This is a genomic window from Streptococcus sp. 2342 (genome assembly GCF_013276795.1).
Taxonomy (GTDB): domain Bacteria; phylum Bacillota; class Bacilli; order Lactobacillales; family Streptococcaceae; genus Streptococcus.
Genome location: NZ_VMLR01000001.1, coordinates 131,862 through 148,783, shown reverse-complemented (window position 1 = coordinate 148,783; position 16,922 = coordinate 131,862). Strand labels below are relative to the sequence as shown.

The following is a 16,922-nucleotide window of genomic DNA, read 5'->3' as shown; positions in this document are numbered from 1 at the left end:
GGTATAATGGTTTTATTGTCTTTTGGGGTCGTTACGGATTCGACAGGCATTATGAGGCATATTTTGCGACTCGTGTGGCGACGTAAACGCTCAGTTAAATATAACTGCAAAAAATAACACTTCTTACGCTCTAGCTGCCTAAAAACCAGCAGGCGTGACCCGATTTGGATTGCTCGTGTTCAATGACAGGTCTTATTATTAGCGAGATACGATCAAGTCTTGTCTAGCGGCTTGATAAGAGATTGATAGACTCGCAGTTTCTAGGCTTGAGTTATGTGTCGAGGGACTGTTAAAATAATACATAACCTATGGTTGTAGACAAATATGTTGGCAGGTGTTTGGACGTGGGTTCGACTCCCACCGGCTCCATTATTCCTTTGCATTCTTTTGCATTCCTTGGTAAAACGTTGTTAAATCAACGTTTTTTATTTTTGTCTTTGGTATTCCTTGGTATTCTTTTGCGAAAAAGGGAGTCACAAACAGAGCCTAAAACAGACCCTATTTTTACAAAAGGGACACAAAAGGGACACAAAAAGGATACAACATTTTTGTCGTATCCTAAAAATCTATGTGCTTCATAAAGCGTTCTTCGGCTTCATTATGCGTTTTTGTGATTGTTAGCTGATTTTTTACAATCCTGCGAAATCTTTGATTTCTTGTGCTGACATTGAAGAGTCGCAACGGACGTTGATTTGTCCATCTGCAACGTGAACAAAGCCTGGTACAGTTGGGATTCCATAGCGTGAGCGGAATGCTTGTAACTCATTGAGTTGGCTTGGTTCTTCACTGTTGATGAAGTAGATGTGAGCTTTGGTTTCAGCTACGACACCTGCCAAGGTACCAGCAAATTTACGGCAGTAAGGGCAAGTTTTGCGACCGATAAAGAAGGTTGCAGTTTCTTTTTTATCAAGAGCTTCTTGCGCACGCGCAACTGTAGTGACTTCAAGGTCTTTGATATTATCTAAAAATTGTTCCATGAGATTACCTCGCTTTCATTGATATGTCTAGTATGCCATAAAGTTTCTAAAATTGCTTAGATTTGATACGAAAAAAAGATGAGATTGGTTGGTCTCATCTTTTATAGGATTTTATTTTACAAAAGCATTGATTTCTGCTTCGATGTTAGCAATTTTAGCTTGTGATTCTTCGTTTGTTTCCCCTACAACTGCAATGTAGAACTTGATTTTTGGTTCTGTACCTGAAGGGCGAACAGCAATCCATGAACCGTCAGCAAGTGTGTATTTCAACACATCACTTGGAGGAGTTGTCAAGTTTGTAACAGTTCCGTCAGCAGCAGTAGCTGTTTGAGCTTTGAAGTCTTCTACGACAGTGATAGCTGTTGTATTCCATTCTTTTGGAGCATTGTTACGGAATTTAGCCATAATTGCTTTGATTTGTTCGGCACCATCGACACCAGAAAGGGTAACAGAGATAGTCTTTTCTGCGTAGTAGCCGTACTCTTTGTAGATTTCTTCGATACCGTCAGCAAGTGTCAAACCACGTGAACGGTAGTAGGCAGCAAGTTCAGCAACGACAAGAACGGCTTGGATAGCATCTTTATCACGTACGAATGGTTTGATCAAGTAACCGAAGCTTTCTTCAAATCCCATCATGTAAGTGTGGTTGTGTTTTTCTTCGAATTCTTGGATTTTTTCAGCGATAAATTTGAAACCAGTCAAGACGTTGAACATAGTTGCGCCGTAGCTTTCAGCAATTTTCGTTACCAAGTCAGTTGATACGATAGATTTGCAGAGGGCTGCATTTTCAGGAAGAGTTCCAGCGTTTTTGTGGGCTTCCAAGATGTATTTAGCCATGATAGCACCGATTTGGTTACCTGAAAGGTTGAGGTAGCTACCATCTTTTTGAAGAACTTCAACACCGACACGGTCAGCATCAGGGTCAGTTGCGACAAGAACATCTGCACCAACTTGACGACCAAGTTCTTCAGCAAGTGCAAAGGCTGCTTGACTTTCTGGGTTTGGAGATTTTACAGTTGAGAAGTCTGGGTCAGCAGTTGCTTGCGCTTCAACGACTTGAACTGAGTCAAATCCTGCTTGGGCAAGGGCACGACGAGCCAACATTTCACCAGTACCATGAAGTGGTGTGTAGACAATCTTCATGTCTTTACCAAATTCTTCAATCAAAGCTGGGTTGATGTTTACGTCCTTAACCTCTTTAAGGTATTCTACGTCAACAGCTTCGCCGATAACTTCAATCAAGCCAGAAGCTTTTTCAGCTTCCACATCAGCAACTTCAACAGCAAATGGGTTTTCGATTGCACGGATATAAGTAGTCAAAGCGTCCGCATCGTGTGGAGGCATTTGTCCACCGTCTTCACCGTAAACCTTGTAACCGTTAAATGGAGCAGGGTTGTGGCTGGCTGTGACCATGATACCCGCGAAACAGTTGAGGTGACGAACCGCAAATGAGAGTTCTGGAGTTGGACGAAGGCTTTCAAATACATAAGATTTGATACCGTGTTTAGCAAGAACTGCAGCAGATTCAAAGGCAAACTCAGGTGAGAAGTGACGGCTATCGTAGGCAATTGCGACACCACGTTCTTTTTCGTTTCCACCTTTTGACTCAATCAAACGAGCCAATCCTTCAGTAGCTTGGCGAACAACGTAGATGTTGATGCGGTTTGTACCAGCACCAATCAAGCCACGCATCCCTGCAGTACCAAATTCAAGATTTGTATAGAAGGCATCTTCCTTAGTTTTTTCGTCCATATTTTCCAAATCTTGACGAAGATAGTCAGGAAGCTCCGCAAAATCAACCCATTTCTGGTAATTTTCTTGGTAAGACATTAAAATTCTCCTTTATTTTTAAAACATTTAATCAGTTTGATTATATCATTTTTTTTAGTTTTAGTAAAACCTTATCTGCTTCGAAAATCTTTTCAAACCAGGTCGGATTGAATTTGGGGTTTATATGATGTTGAGGCTAGGGAAAATTCAATCTCAGTAAAAAAAGTAAGTCTTCTCATAATAAAACATTGATACCAAACGTTTTATTATGAGAAGACTTTTACCCAGTATCTTTTATTGGTGATAATCTCTCAATAGCGCCTCAAACTCAGCGACAGTCATTCCCAATTGCTGACTTGCAACCTCAGCGGTTAAAAGATGCTGGCGAACGAGATTTACTAATCCTTTTTTCAGTCCTTTCTCCTCAGCTTGTTCCAAGGCATAGTCATGCGCTAACAAGGCTTGTTCTTCTCGCCTGCGTTGTTCACTAAACATCTTCCTGTCCTCCTCGGACCAGCTTTTGTAGTCCAGTAGTTGATCTGCCTGGCTGATGGCTCGCTCGGGTTCTTGAGTAAAGGGTTTATTCCCAAAAAACTCCAACCACGGTTTGCGAACCTTGTCTTTGCTGGTTTCTCTGTATTTTTTTAGTTCCAAGAATGCCATCTTGACTAGATGGTTTTCTTGTCCATTAGTTGTGATGGTTAAGACTTCACCTGTCGTGTCCTCGCGCATACTAAAGCTATGAAAAGCCAAATCATCTGAGAAGTAATTACTATCTACGATAGCAATAGCATATACTGGTGCGATGTGTTTATAACTCTGATGTGTATCACCTTCTCGTTGGCGAATTTTTTCTAGGTTTTGATTGACCTGACTGCACAAATAAGCCCACAGGCGATTGATGAAAAAATTCTGATGATGGACTTGTATTTCGATAATAACCTGTGTCCCATTGTCCAACTCCGCTAAGACGTCTATACTGGTATAGAAGTCCTGTGCCGAGTAGGGCAGGGAAGGTAAGACATGAATATTGCTCCCCTCCAAAATGGTTACATTTTTGGCTGGTAAATCCAGCATATCGCGAATAAATTGACAAGTGATCTCTGGATTGCTAAAGATTTTCTTAGCAACCAAGTCGTTGGTTGGGCTAATGCCCGGATGTCTGAGAATCATCCTTTTCCTCCTTTTATTATACCACAGTTTTAAATCTAAGTTTACTAGATTCTATGGTTCTATCTATTTATTCGGAAAAGAAAGGGAAAAGTTTAAAAATAGTAAGGCTGTTTGCTTGTAAATCAGTTGGGTTTCTTTTTTCTCCGTCGCTACTACACTTAAATTTTATAGGCTCTTGAAGTCAAAAAATCTTCTATTTCCGTATAACACAGTCCCTTATGTAACTGACTCTTGGATATGGACGTATTACTATATTTCTTGGGTAGACTATCGATATAAAAGTGACTTTTGACGTTTGTGGACTGATGAAGGGCTCCTAGCTTAGCTTTGATCTCAGTAAAAAGAGTCGTCTATATCCTAATCTGCCATTCGTAAAGTTTGAAATTTACAGCCGACTGGTGTATAATATTTAGATGAAATTGTATTCTATTATGTAGAAATAGTAGAATAATATATATATATATATATATATATGGAGGCGGGCATGAATAGTCCAGAAAAACAATTAAAATACAGTATACGAAAAGTAAGTGTCGGTGCAGCTAGTGTTGTCATTGGGGCGCTCTATCTTTTGATGGGAGCTGGGATTGCTCATGCTGAGGGTGTGGACTCAGATAAGGGAGCTGAGAGGACTGCAAGCTCGGTAGATCCAGGACAGCCTGGAACTGGAGAGCCAGAAAACAAGACTGACCTCAGTCATACTGATGCAGCAGCTAGCACCTATAATGCTCCAGTAGCTGACAATCCGCTAGTAACTCCAGAAGGTGCCAAACCTCGTACTCGTGGTAAAAGAGAATTAGCTGATGGGGACGCAAGTAATCCATCGAATGGAGCTACAGGAACTGAATCAGAGCCGACTTCTGGAAATGAGGGAGGTTCAGACCCAGCAGATACTGATCCAGATTTACTGGATGCCAATCGTAAGGGTGATATAGTAAAAGAACACCAGCCCGGGGTCATTGTGCCTAAAGATGGAGAAACGGGTGGGGATGATAAGAATGCCAACCTGAAATTTGATACTCCTAAGGAAAATCTGACTCTCGAAGAATTATGGGATATTGTAAAAAATATGCCAGACGACTTCCAAAATAATGAACGTTCTTACTTGCGTAATATGAACACCCTTGGTGATGCTTTGAATTTAAAACCAGGTGAAATTAGAGAGCTTCATGACTTTGGTGGTTGGAGTGCCATTGATAAAGAAGGGAATCCTGGTAAATTTGTAATCGGTAAGAAAAATGAGCAAGGCTACTTTACAGGTTGGTATGTCAACGAAAAAGGTGAAAAAATACAAGGTGGTATGCTTGGCGGAGATGCTTTAGACAACATCTATGTGCACGAACAAGCCTTAGACCGTCGTTTCAGGTACATGCTCATGCTTGTTAAAGGACGTACACGTGCCAATCGTGACGAGACAGTTTCAGATAATTCGAAGTATGATCCACGTGCTCAAAATGAACGTGCGGATTCAGCCGGTACTCCTTATAAAGACCTTCCATTTTTGAAGAAGGATGAATATAGGAAATATTCTCCAGGTGTCGTTGGCTATAATGGGATAGAGAAGCAGTTTACTGCCTTTTCTCCTGACTTCGGAAGCCGTGTTCGCGTGGAATTTGTAACTGGCTATATCTCAGATATTAACGGTTCTAAAGGAACCTATCGAGTAGTCATTAAAACTAAGGATACTGCTGGCCAAGAGAAGACGGTATACGATGAAACCATTCACCGTGTAGCCGAAATCGTTCAGAATGAAGACTTGTATAAAAAAGGTTTGGATGTAGAACAGGCGCACCAAACAATTAAGAGATTTTTTGAAGCAGAGTTAAAAAAGCGTGCTAATGAAATTCGTGATGAGAAAATAAAACATACTTCATTGCACCGTAAACCCAAAAATAAATTTACAGACGAAGAAAAAGAACTGTACGATAAACTTGAAGCAGAAGCTACGGAAGAAGCTAAAAAATAAGGCGATATCGTGATGAATGTTACGGAAGACTTCTTAAGTATAGAAAAATCAAAAGAAAGAGATTCAGAGTGGAAGAAAACTTTTACAAACACATCGCAGACAACTATAAGGCTATCAAACGAATTAAATACTTTATTGAAATTTGCTGATCAAGAGACTCCTAATACTCCAACTTGGATAAACGCGACTAAGGAGGCAGCTAAAGCTAAAGCCGATGACAGAGTATATAAACTACTGAGGACTCTTATACCAGGCGCTAAGAAAATTACCTATCATGTTAACGATGATCAGCTGGAAGTTGAAACAGATAAATACACATATACTGCCGCTAGAAACGGTAGCAAGGAAGTTGGTATTCAAGGGTCAGAAGTAGCAGCAACTCTAAGTGCCGATGCCTATAATGCTAATCCCCAAACCTTTGAGAGAGAATACAAATACAAAAGCGAATAATCTTAATCATGGTTGGGCTAGATCTAGTTCTGAAGAGTTCAAAAACTTCTCACGCTTTATAGGGGTAGATAAAGGGATTGAGCGAACGAATGTGATTTCTGATAAAGATTTATCGGATAAGATTAGGGCGGCATTGGGCCCTGGGGATAGCAAACTCGGAAAAGGTGGCTACTTCTCAACTGGGGATGTTTTACTAGGAAAAGATATTGTTTCTTATACCGTACAAGTATTTTCAGGAAATGATAACAGAGTCGGGGTCAATCCTCAAAGTCACCGTGTTCAGTATAATCTCCCAATTCTAGCTGACTTTTCAGTTATTCAAGACACGGTGGAACCATCACGATTCGTTGTTGAAAAAATCATTCCAAAATTAAATATTCCACCAGCAGAGAAAGATAAAATAACCGAAGAAATCAAGAAAAAGAAGAAAACATCAGAATTGGCAGAACTAATCTCAGGAAATGTGAAAGTTCGTTATGTTGATGAACAAGGGAATTTATTATCATTAAAAAATGACACTGGAATTGGAGAAAAAGAAAGCGACGGAACCTACATTACCAACAAAAGACAGCTTATTGGTACCAGCTATAATGTCACAGATAAAAAACTCAGTAGCATGACTACTACTGACGGAAGATATTATACTTTTGAAAAAGAAGCTACAGATTCTGCAAGTTTAACTGGGAATATTGTAAGCGAAGGTAGAACAGTGACCTTAGTTTATAAAGAAAGCGAAGCGCCGGCAGAAGTAGATGCAACCAGAACAGTTAAGAGAACAATTACCTATGTAAAAGAAGATAATGTGAATGGAACTATAAAAAGAACGGTTCTTGAAAAACAAACGAAAGAAAATACAGTCACATTCACAGGAAAAGAAGTAACTGATACAGAGCATAATACGGTATCTTACAAGAACTGGACAAGCACAAATAGTAAATTCCCGAAAGTAGATACACCAGTACTAGAAGGTTATATCGCAGATATAGCAAGCGTAGGAGAAGAAGAAGCAACAGCGCCAACTTCAACTGGTGATGTGACTAATCTAACGAAAGAAGTTGTTTATACAAAACTAGGAAGTTGGGTACCAAACTTACCGAAAGGTGTAACACCACCTGAAGGAACAGATATGACACCTAAACCATATCCAAACGATCCAAACGATCCAACAAGACCTGGAGATCCAACGGATCCTACTACACCAAATGTACCAGTGATTCCATATGTGCCAGGTTATACACCAAATGTTGGCGGAACTCCTTTAGTACCGAAAAATCCAACAGATTTAACGGAAGGATATACACCACCAACTCCAACAGATCCAAAAACAAATATAGAAATAAACTATACACCAGATCCACAAAAAGCAGTAGTAAAAGTCTATACGATCAGAGATGGCGTAAAAATAGAATTGCCGAATGAAAAAGTAAGTATCGATAGTGGTATACCAGACGCTGCAATTCCTTCAACAAAGCTTGATGAAAAAATCAAAGACTTAGAAAAACGTGGATATATTGTAGATAATAAAACACCATTAAAAGGTGAAACGTTTGATAAAGTAAAAGATTCAGAAACTGGAGACCCATCGCAAGTTTATGAACTCATTCTTAGAGAGCGTACATCAGTTGAAACAGAAACAAAATCTGTAACACGTACGATTAAATACTATAAAATTGATGAAATAAATGGAACAAAAGTTGAAGTTGATAATGGTAAATTAACGAATACTAAGACAGCTGAATTTACCCGCGAAGTAACTACTAACTTAGCGACAGGTCTAACAACAATAGGTGCATGGAGTGATAAACAAACACTAGATGAAGTGAAAACTCCAGTATTAACTGGATATATAGCTGATAAAGTGAAGGTTCCTTCTAGTGAAGTGACAGCTGATACTGAATCGTTTGAAGAGGAAGTTGTCTACAAGAAAATTGGAAGCTGGGTACCAAAAGTGCCAGGTGTAGAAAACCCAACACCAACACCAATTCCATATCCAAACGATCCAAACGATCCAACAAAACCTAAATATCCTGATTATCCGACAACACCAGGAAATCCAGGAGAAACACCAAACCCTCAACCTGGCACCCCAGACGGTGAAACTCCAGGAACTCCTGAAAAACCAAAAACTCCACCAGTAATTCCATATGTACCAGGATACACACCAAAAATCGGAGACAAACCGTTAGAACCAGTTGATCCAAATAATCCAGAAATTGGATACAAGGTACCACCGATTCCAGAAACACCAGAAAACGATACGCCGATTGAGTATGAAAAAGATCCTCAAAAAGCTGTAGTGAAGGTGTTCAACACAACAACTGGAACAGAGGTAGAATTACCAGAAGAGAAAGTAGAACTTTCAGGTAAAACAGGTGAGCCGATTCCAACTGATTCAGTAACAACTAAGATTGCAGAGTTGGAAAAACGTGGATATGTAGTTGAGAATAAAGACTTATTAAATAATCAAAAATTTGATAAGGAAAAAGATCCAACAGATGGAGATCCAACACAAGTATTCAAATTACTTGTTAAGGAACGTACTGTAGAAGTAACAGAGCCAAAAAATCCAAATGATCCAGTAGATCCAGATAAACCAGAAGGACCAAAATGGCCAGCAACTGGATTAGCAAAATCTGACTTAGAAAAAGAAGTAACACGTACAATTACTTACGTTAAGAAAGAAACTGCGGATGGACCAGAAATAGCGGATGCGAAACCAACTGTAAAACAAACAGCCCACTTCAAACGTAGTGCGACATATAATGCAGTTACAGGAACAATCACATACGGAAATTGGGAAAGTGCGGATAAAGAATTAGCAAAAGTAGACACACCTGAATTAACAGGCTATGTAGCAGACAAAGCTTCAGTAGATAAAGTGGAAACAAATGTAGATTCGACAGGATTAGATCAAAAAGTAGTTTATACTAAACTAGGAAATTGGGTGCCAAGATTACCAGAAGGTGTAACACCACCGACAGGAACAGATATGACACCTAAACCATATCCAAACAATCCGACAGATCCAACTAAGCCTGGAGAACCAGAATATCCACAGCCAGGAACACCAGTTGAACCAAACACACCAGTGATTCCATATGTGCCAGGTTATACACCTAAGACACCAGATGGAAATCCATTAGTACCAGTTGCTCCAAAACATCCAGAAAATGGATATAAGGTGCCACCAGTACCAACAGAACCTGGTCAGGATACACCGATTGAGTATGTAAAAGACGGACAACAAAAAGCAATCACAAGCTTCGTAGATCCAAAAGGAAATGTATTAGAAACACCAATCACAGAAACAGGAGATTCAAATACACCATTAACAAAAGACGGTGAAATCAAAGCAACAATTGCGAAATTAAAACTAAAAGGATATGATGTTGAAACTAACACTTATCCACCTAAGGGTACTTTTGATAACGATCCTAAGGTTGATCAATACTTCAAGGTGACATTAACACCACGTGTTAAACCAGTGAAACCATTTGATCCAACAGATCCGAAAGATCCAAATAAACCAGTACCAGGACAACCAATCGATCCAGATACACCAGTAGATCCAAATAATCCAAATGATCCAACAATTCCAAGATGGACAGAGGACTTAATCAACAAACTAGAAACTACAAAACAAGTAACACGTACAATTAACTATGTTGACGAAGAAGGAAACAAACTTTCTGAACCATCAACAGACAAAGTGACATTCACACGTGAAGCTAAGATTAACGTAGTAACAGGTGAGATTGCTTATGGAGATTGGAAAGCAGTTGGTGGAGATAGTACATTCGATAAAGTATCATCACCAGTAGTTAAAGGTTACATCCTTAAAGACCCAGCTCAAAAAGAAGTAGCTGAAAGAAAAGGAATAACACCAACTGTTGCAAATCAAACAATTGAAGTGGTTTACAAGAAACTTGGTTCATGGATACCAAAAGTGCCAGGTGTAGAAACACCAACGCCACTACCATATCCAAACGATCCGACAGACCCAACTAAGCCTGGAGAACCAGAATATCCACAGCCAGGAACACCAGTTGAACCAAACACACCAGTGATTCCATATGTGCCAGGTTATACACCTAAGACACCAGATGGAAATCCATTAGTACCAGTTGATCCAGAACATCCAGAAAATGGATACAAGGTACCACCAGTACCAACAGAGCCTGGTAAGGATACACCGATTGAGTATGTAAAAGTTCCAAATACACCTAGTCCGGAAGAACCGGTAAAACCAACTCCAGAAAGTAATCATATTACAATCTGGGTGGATGAAAATGGTAAGCCATTGAAACCAGAAAAATCTGGAACTCATGAGCCAGGAAATATTCCTGGATACAGATATATTACAACTGTAACGAAGGATGGTGTTACAATTCATAGATTTGAAAAGATAACACCAGTAGAGCCTAATAATCCTGTTCCACAGAAACCGACCACACCGATTCCAACTCCACAAGATCCGACTATTCCAACACCAGAAAGTCAAATTCCAACTCCAAACACTCCAGAAGCAAATACTCCGACTTCTGAGACAAATAGAAGAGAGGAATTGCCAAACACAGGTACAGAAGCTAATGCTACCTTGGCTAGCGTTGGTATCATGACCTTGTTAGCTGGTCTAGGACTAGGATTCTTCAAGAAAAAAGAAGATGAAAAATAAAGCTCTTTATCAACTGTAGCAGGTTGAGAAAAGCTAAGATTAAGAAGAGACTGAGAAAAAAGCCTCTCAAATCAGAAAAACGCATAGTATCAGGTATTGAAAAACTTGAGACTATGCGTTTTATTGTGGAAAGATTTACTTCATTTTTTACGGAAGTTGAGTTTTTGGTCCAGTCTCTTTAAATTATATGTTCTCTCAAATTCAGAATAGAGCATTATAACTTATAAAACATTGCTAGAAATTGATTCGACTTTACTATCCTATTTGTTCAGAGTTTATTTCATTTTGCTATAAAGTTTGATATTTCTTTTGTTTTTCTACTCTTTTTCCGAATAAATAGATAGAAGCATCGAATCTAGTAAATTAGATTAAAAAATGTGCTATAATGAAAGGAGAAGAAATATGACTGTACGTCATCCGGGAATCAGCCCGACCAATGACTTGGTTGCTAAGAAAATTTTCAGCAATCCAGAAATCACTTGTCAATTTATTCGTGATATGTTGGACTTGCCAGCAAAAAATGTGACCATTTTGGAGGGGAGCAATATTCACGTCTTGCCTTCCCTGCCGTACTCGGCCCAGGATTTCTATATTAGTATTGATGTCTTGGCGGAGTTGGACAATGGCACGCAGGCTATTATCGAAATCCAAGTTCATCATCAGAATTTTTTCATCAATCGCCTGTGGGCTTACCTGTGTAGTCAGGTCAATCAAAATCTTGAAAAAATCCGCCAGCAAGAAGGAAATACTCACCAGAGTTACAAACATATCGCACCAGTATACGCAATCGCAATTGTGGATAGCAATTATTTCTCAGATGACCTGGCTTTTCATAGCTTTAGTATGCGAGAGGACACGACAGGTGAGGTCTTAACCATCACAAATAACGGTCAAGAAAACCATCTAGTCAAGATGGCGTTCTTGGAATTAAAAAAATATAGAGAAACCAGCAAAGATAAGGTTCGCAAGCCGTGGTTGGAGTTTTTCGGGAACAAACCCTTTACCCAAGAACCCGAGCGAGCCATCAGCCAAGCAGACCAACTGCTGGACTACAAGAGCTGGTCCGAGGAGGACAGGAAAATGTTTAGTCAATTACGTATGCGAGAAGAACAGGCCTTGTTAGCACAGGACTATGCCTTGGAAACAGCTAGGGCGGAAGGCATTGAAGAGGGATTAAAAGTAGGTCTAGTAAATCTCGTTCGCCAAGGTCTGCTGCTATCTGAGGTTGCCAGTCAGCAGTTGGGTATGACTGTGGCTGAGTTTGAGGTGCTATTGAAAGGCCATCACAAATAAGGACTAAAAAAATACAGAGAAACCAGCAAAGACGAGGTTCGTAAGCCGTAGTTGGAGTTTTTTGGTAACAAGCCCTTTACCCAAGAACCTGAGCGAGCCATCAGCCAAGCAGACCAACTGCTGGACTACAAGAGCTGGTCCGAGGAGGACAGGAAAATGTTTAGTCAACTACGTATGCGTGAAGAACAGGCCTTGTTAGCACAGGACTATGCCTTGGAAACTGCTAGGGCGGAAGGCATTGAACAAGGTTTAGAACGAGGTCGTGCAGAGGGCATTGAACAGGGATTAAAAGTAGGTCTAGTAAATCTCGTTCGCCAAGGTCTTCTGACTTCTGAGGTTGCGAGTGAGCAGTTGGGTATGACCGTCGCCGAGTTTGAGTCACTCTTGTGAACGAGTAAAAATGTTTTACCATCTATCTTGCAAAATAAATAGAATTTCTAATCCAAATGTTTTTTAATACCAAGCATAAACAGAGTCGGTTTTTCTAGGATATTTGGGTTAAGACCATTATCTTGAATGCCTTAGGGAAACATGCTATACTACTTGTATGATTATTTTACAAGCTAATAAAATTGAACGTTCTTTTGCAGGAGAGGTTCTTTTCGATAATATCAACCTGCAAGTTGATGAACGAGATCGGATTGCCCTTGTTGGGAAAAATGGTGCAGGTAAGTCTACTCTTTTGAAGATTTTAGTTGGAGAAGAGGAGCCAACTAGTGGAGAAATCAATAAGAAAAAAGATATTTCTCTGTCTTACCTAGCTCAAGATAGTCGTTTTGAGTCTGAAAATACCATCTACGATGAGATGCTTCATGTCTTTGATGACTTGCGTCGGACTGAGAAACAACTTCGTCAGATGGAGCTGGAGATGGGTGAAAAGTCTGGTGAGGATTTGGATAAACTGATGTCAGATTACGATCGCTTATCTGAGAATTTTCGCCAAGCAGGCGGCTTTACCTATGAAGCTGATATTCGAGCGATTTTGAATGGATTCAAGTTTGACGAGTCTATGTGGCAGATGAAAATAGCTGAGCTTTCTGGTGGTCAAAATACTCGTTTGGCTCTAGCCAAAATGCTCCTTGAAAAGCCCAATCTCTTGGTTTTGGACGAGCCAACCAACCACTTGGATATTGAAACCATTGCCTGGCTAGAGAATTACTTGGTAAATTATAGCGGTGCCCTTATTATCGTCAGCCATGACCGTTATTTCTTGGACAAGGTTGCGACAATTACGCTGGATTTGACCAAGCATTCCTTGGATCGCTATGTGGGCAATTATTCTCGCTTTGTCGAGCTGAAGGAGCAAAAACTAGCTACTGAGGCAAAAAACTATGAAAAACAGCAGAAGGAAATCGCTGCTCTGGAAGACTTTGTCAACCGCAATCTAGTCCGAGCTTCAACGACCAAACGTGCCCAATCTCGACGCAAACAACTGGAAAAAATGGAGCGTTTGGACAAGCCTGAAGCTGGTAAGAAATCTGCTAACATGACTTTCCAGTCTGAAAAAACGTCGGGCAATGTTGTCCTGACTGTTGAAAATGCGGCTATTGGTTATGACGAGGAAGTCTTGTCACAACCGATTAACCTAGACCTTCGTAAGATGAATGCTGTCGCTATCGTTGGTCCCAATGGTATTGGCAAGTCAACCTTTATCAAATCAATCGTGGATCAGATTCCTTTTATCAAGGGTGAAAAGCGCTTTGGCGCTAATGTTGAGATTGGTTACTATGACCAAACCCAAAGCAAGCTGACACCAAGTAATACTGTACTGGATGAACTCTGGAATGATTTTAAACTGACACCAGAAGTTGAAATTCGTAACCGTCTAGGTGCCTTCCTTTTCTCAGGAGAGGATGTTAAAAAATCAGTTGGCATGCTGTCAGGTGGCGAGAAAGCTCGTTTGCTTTTGGCTAAATTGTCTATGGAAAACAACAACTTCCTGATCCTTGACGAGCCGACCAACCACTTGGATATTGATAGCAAGGAAGTGCTAGAAAATGCCTTGATTGACTTTGATGGAACTCTTCTATTCGTCAGCCACGACCGTTACTTTATCAATCGTGTGGCAACTCATGTACTGGAATTGTCAGAGAATGGATCAACTCTCTATCTTGGAGATTACGATTACTATGTTGAGAAGAAATCAGAAGTAGAAATGATTCAAACTGAGGAAGCTTCAACCAGCAATCAAGCAAAAGAAGCAAGCCCAGTTAATGACTATCAAGCTCAGAAAGAAAGTCAAAAAGAAGTTCGTAAGCTCATGCGACAAATAGAAAGTCTAGAAGCTGAAATTGAAGAGTTAGAAAGTCAAAGTCAAGCCATTTCTGAACAAATGTTGGAAACAAACGATGCCGACAAACTGATGGAATTGCAGGCTGAGTTGGACAAAATCAGCCATCGTCAGGAAGAGGCCATGCTTGAGTGGGAAGAATTATCAGAGCAGGTGTAAAATGGAACATCTTGGAAAAGTATTTCGTGAATTTCGGACAAGTGGAAATTATTCTTTAAAGGAGGCGGCAGGCGAGTCCTGCTCCACCTCTCAGTTATCTCGCTTTGAGCTTGGGGAGTCTGACCTAGCAGTCTCACGTTTCTTTGAGATTTTGGATAACATTCATGTCACAATCGAAAATTTCATGGATAAGGCAAGGGATTTCCATAATCATGAACATGTGTCTATGATGGCACAGATTATCCCACTTTACTACTCAAATGATATTGCAGGTTTTCAAAAGCTTCAAGAAGAACAACTTGAAAAGGCTAAGAGTTCGACGACTCCCCTTTATTTTGAGCTGAACTGGATTTTGCTACAAGGTCTGATTTGTCAAAGAGATTCGACTTATGAGATGAAGCAGGATGATTTGGATAAGGTAGCAGATTATCTCTTCAAAACAGAAGAATGGACCATGTATGAGTTGATTCTTTTCGGTAACCTCTATAGTTTCTACGATGTGGACTATGTCACTCGGATTGGTAGAGAAGTTATGGAGAGGGAGGAATTTTACCAAGAGATTGGTCGCCATAAGAGATTGGTTTTGATTTTGGCCCTCAATTGTTACCAGCATTGTTTAGAGCATCTTTCTTTTGACAATGCAAGCTATTTTGAGACTTATACAGAGAAGATTATTGGTAAAGGTATTAAGCTTTATGAGCGTAATATTTTCCATTATCTAAAAGGCTTTGCCTTGTACCAAAAAGGACAGTGTAAAGAAGGTTGTAAGCAGATGCAAGAGACCATGCATATTTTTGATGTGCTAGGTCTCCCAGAGCAAGTAGCCTACTATCAGGAACACTACGAAAAATTTGTCAAAAGTTAATTTTCCCAAATAAGGGAAAAAATAAAAAGCTCCTTTCAGTTTTGATACAATAGTTTCAAAATTTGAGAGGAGTTTTTATATGAATCGCTATGCAGTACAGTTGATTAGCCGCGGAGCTGTTAACAAGATAGGGAATATGCTCTATGATTATGGAAATAGTGTCTGGTTGGCTTCCATGGGAACTATGGGACAGACAGTTTTAGGAATGTATCAGATTTCTGAACTCGTCACATCTATTCTCGTAAATCCCTTTGGCGGAGTCATTTCAGATCGTTTTTCTCGTCGTAGGATTTTAATGGCGACGGACCTTGTTTGCGGGATTCTTTGTCTGGCTATTTCTTTCATAAGGAATGACAGCTGGATGATTGGCGCTTTGATTGTTGCCAATATTGTTCAGGCTATTGCTTTCGCATTTTCTCGTACAGCCAATAAAGCCATTATAACTGAGGTTGTTGAGAAAGATGAGATTGTGATCTATAATTCTCGCTTAGAGCTGGTTTTGCAGGTTGTAGGTGTTAGCTCTCCTGTTCTTTCCTTCCTTGTTTTACAATTTGCAAGTCTCCATATGACGCTATTACTAGACTCGCTGACTTTTTTCATTGCTTTTGTTCTAGTGGCTTTCCTTCCAAAAGAGGAAGCAAAAGTTCAAGAGAAAAAGGCTTTTACTGGGAGAGATATTTTTGTAGATATCAAGGATGGGTTACACTATATCTGGCATCAGCAAGAAATTTTTTTCCTTTTGCTGGTAGCTTCCAGCGTTAATTTCTTTTTTGCCGCTTTTGAATTTCTCCTCCCCTTTTCGAATCAGCTTTACGGGTCAGAAGGAGCCTATGCAAGTATTTTAACTATGGGGGCTATTGGTTCCATCATTGGGGCTCTTCTAGCTAGTAAAATTAAAGCTAATGTTTATAATCTGTTGATTTTACTGGCTTTGACAGGTGTCGGAGTTTTTATGATGGGATTACCACTGCCAAATTTTCTTTCCTTTTCTGGAAATTTAGTTTGTGAATTGTTTATGACGATTTTTAATATTCACTTTTTTACTCAAGTACAAACCAAGGTTGAGAGCGAATTTCTTGGGAGAGTACTAAGTACAATTTTTACCTTAGCTATTCTATTTATGCCTATTGCAAAAGGATTTATGACAGTCTTGCCAAGTGTACATCTCTCTTCTTTCCTGATAATTGGAAGTGGTGTTCTCATCTTGTCTTGTATATCATTTATTTATGTTCGAACTCATTTTGAAAAAGAGACATAAGTTTGCTTGGACTTCAAAAATAATTCCAATCTAAGTATTTTTTCCG

Annotated in this window: 9 protein-coding genes, 1 other RNA gene and 4 pseudogenes; 11 read left to right on the top strand and 3 right to left on the bottom strand. The window is 39.8% G+C overall.

Annotation, left to right across the window (positions count from 1 at the left end):
* The first annotated feature begins 24 nt into the window (after positions 1 to 24).
* Positions 25 to 372, top strand: a transfer-messenger RNA (tmRNA) gene (ssrA, locus tag HT689_RS00685).
* A gap of 257 nt (positions 373 to 629) precedes the next feature.
* Here the strand turns inward: ssrA and HT689_RS00680 are convergent.
* From HT689_RS00680 to HT689_RS00670, 3 genes are all read right to left on the bottom strand, one after another.
* A complete protein-coding gene (locus HT689_RS00680) occupies positions 630 to 977 on the bottom strand; it encodes a thioredoxin (protein WP_138702464.1) in 348 nt (115 codons plus the stop codon).
* A gap of 111 nt (positions 978 to 1,088) precedes the next feature.
* A complete protein-coding gene (locus HT689_RS00675) occupies positions 1,089 to 2,807 on the bottom strand; it encodes a phospho-sugar mutase (protein WP_004254235.1) in 1,719 nt (572 codons plus the stop codon).
* A gap of 234 nt (positions 2,808 to 3,041) precedes the next feature.
* Entirely contained in the window at positions 3,042 to 3,920 is an 879-nt protein-coding gene (locus HT689_RS00670; RefSeq protein ID WP_173225937.1) for an Rpn family recombination-promoting nuclease/putative transposase, read from the bottom strand.
* 484 nt (positions 3,921 to 4,404) lie between these two features.
* Between HT689_RS00670 and HT689_RS09880 the strand changes: the two genes are divergently transcribed.
* From HT689_RS09880 to HT689_RS00625, 10 genes and pseudogenes are all read left to right on the top strand, one after another.
* The gene (locus HT689_RS09880) at positions 4,405 to 5,886 is read left to right on the top strand and encodes a YSIRK-type signal peptide-containing protein (protein WP_275689810.1); all 1,482 of its coding nucleotides are present in this window, start codon (positions 4,405 to 4,407) and stop codon (positions 5,884 to 5,886) included.
* Between the two features lie 9 nt (positions 5,887 to 5,895).
* Positions 5,896 to 6,167: pseudogene (locus tag HT689_RS09940) on the top strand (hypothetical protein).
* A gap of 110 nt (positions 6,168 to 6,277) precedes the next feature.
* A pseudogene (locus HT689_RS09590) lies at positions 6,278 to 7,078 on the top strand (MucBP domain-containing protein); the annotation flags it as partial.
* 30 nt (positions 7,079 to 7,108) lie between these two features.
* Positions 7,109 to 7,309 (top strand): annotated as a pseudogene (locus HT689_RS09875) (hypothetical protein); the annotation flags it as partial.
* Positions 7,310 to 7,462: 153 nt separating this feature from the next.
* Positions 7,463 to 11,011, top strand: coding sequence for an LPXTG cell wall anchor domain-containing protein (locus HT689_RS09870; protein ID WP_275689831.1), 3,549 nt, complete (start codon positions 7,463 to 7,465; stop codon positions 11,009 to 11,011).
* A 402-nt stretch (positions 11,012 to 11,413) separates the two neighbouring features.
* On the top strand, positions 11,414 to 12,304 hold the full coding sequence (locus HT689_RS00645) for an Rpn family recombination-promoting nuclease/putative transposase (protein ID WP_173225941.1): 891 nt from the start codon (positions 11,414 to 11,416) through the stop codon (positions 12,302 to 12,304).
* 3 nt (positions 12,305 to 12,307) lie between these two features.
* Positions 12,308 to 12,694 (top strand): annotated as a pseudogene (locus HT689_RS00640) (hypothetical protein); the annotation flags it as partial.
* A gap of 157 nt (positions 12,695 to 12,851) precedes the next feature.
* On the top strand, positions 12,852 to 14,753 hold the full coding sequence (locus HT689_RS00635) for an ABC-F family ATP-binding cassette domain-containing protein (RefSeq protein ID WP_173225945.1): 1,902 nt from the start codon (positions 12,852 to 12,854) through the stop codon (positions 14,751 to 14,753).
* 1 nt (position 14,754) lies between these two features.
* Positions 14,755 to 15,618, top strand: coding sequence for a MutR family transcriptional regulator (locus HT689_RS00630; protein WP_173225947.1), 864 nt, complete (start codon positions 14,755 to 14,757; stop codon positions 15,616 to 15,618).
* Between the two features lie 79 nt (positions 15,619 to 15,697).
* Complete coding sequence (locus HT689_RS00625) at positions 15,698 to 16,876, top strand: MFS transporter (RefSeq protein ID WP_173225949.1); 1,179 nt, start codon at positions 15,698 to 15,700, stop codon at positions 16,874 to 16,876.
* The last annotated feature ends 46 nt before the right edge of the window (positions 16,877 to 16,922 follow it).

Bases quoted from the DNA above. Each gene is read 5' to 3' on its own strand.
- HT689_RS00680 (WP_138702464.1), bottom strand. From the start codon at position 977: ATGGAACAATTTTTAGATAATATCAAAGACCTTGAAGTCACTACAGTT.
- HT689_RS00675 (WP_004254235.1), bottom strand. From the start codon at position 2,807: ATGTCTTACCAAGAAAATTACCAGAAATGGGTTGATTTTGCGGAGCTT.
- HT689_RS00670 (WP_173225937.1), bottom strand. From the start codon at position 3,920: ATGATTCTCAGACATCCGGGCATTAGCCCAACCAACGACTTGGTTGCT.
- HT689_RS09880 (WP_275689810.1), top strand. From the start codon at position 4,405: ATGAATAGTCCAGAAAAACAATTAAAATACAGTATACGAAAAGTAAGT.
- HT689_RS09870 (WP_275689831.1), top strand. From the start codon at position 7,463: ATGACACCTAAACCATATCCAAACGATCCAAACGATCCAACAAGACCT.
- HT689_RS00645 (WP_173225941.1), top strand. From the start codon at position 11,414: ATGACTGTACGTCATCCGGGAATCAGCCCGACCAATGACTTGGTTGCT.
- HT689_RS00635 (WP_173225945.1), top strand. From the start codon at position 12,852: ATGATTATTTTACAAGCTAATAAAATTGAACGTTCTTTTGCAGGAGAG.
- HT689_RS00630 (WP_173225947.1), top strand. From the start codon at position 14,755: ATGGAACATCTTGGAAAAGTATTTCGTGAATTTCGGACAAGTGGAAAT.
- HT689_RS00625 (WP_173225949.1), top strand. From the start codon at position 15,698: ATGAATCGCTATGCAGTACAGTTGATTAGCCGCGGAGCTGTTAACAAG.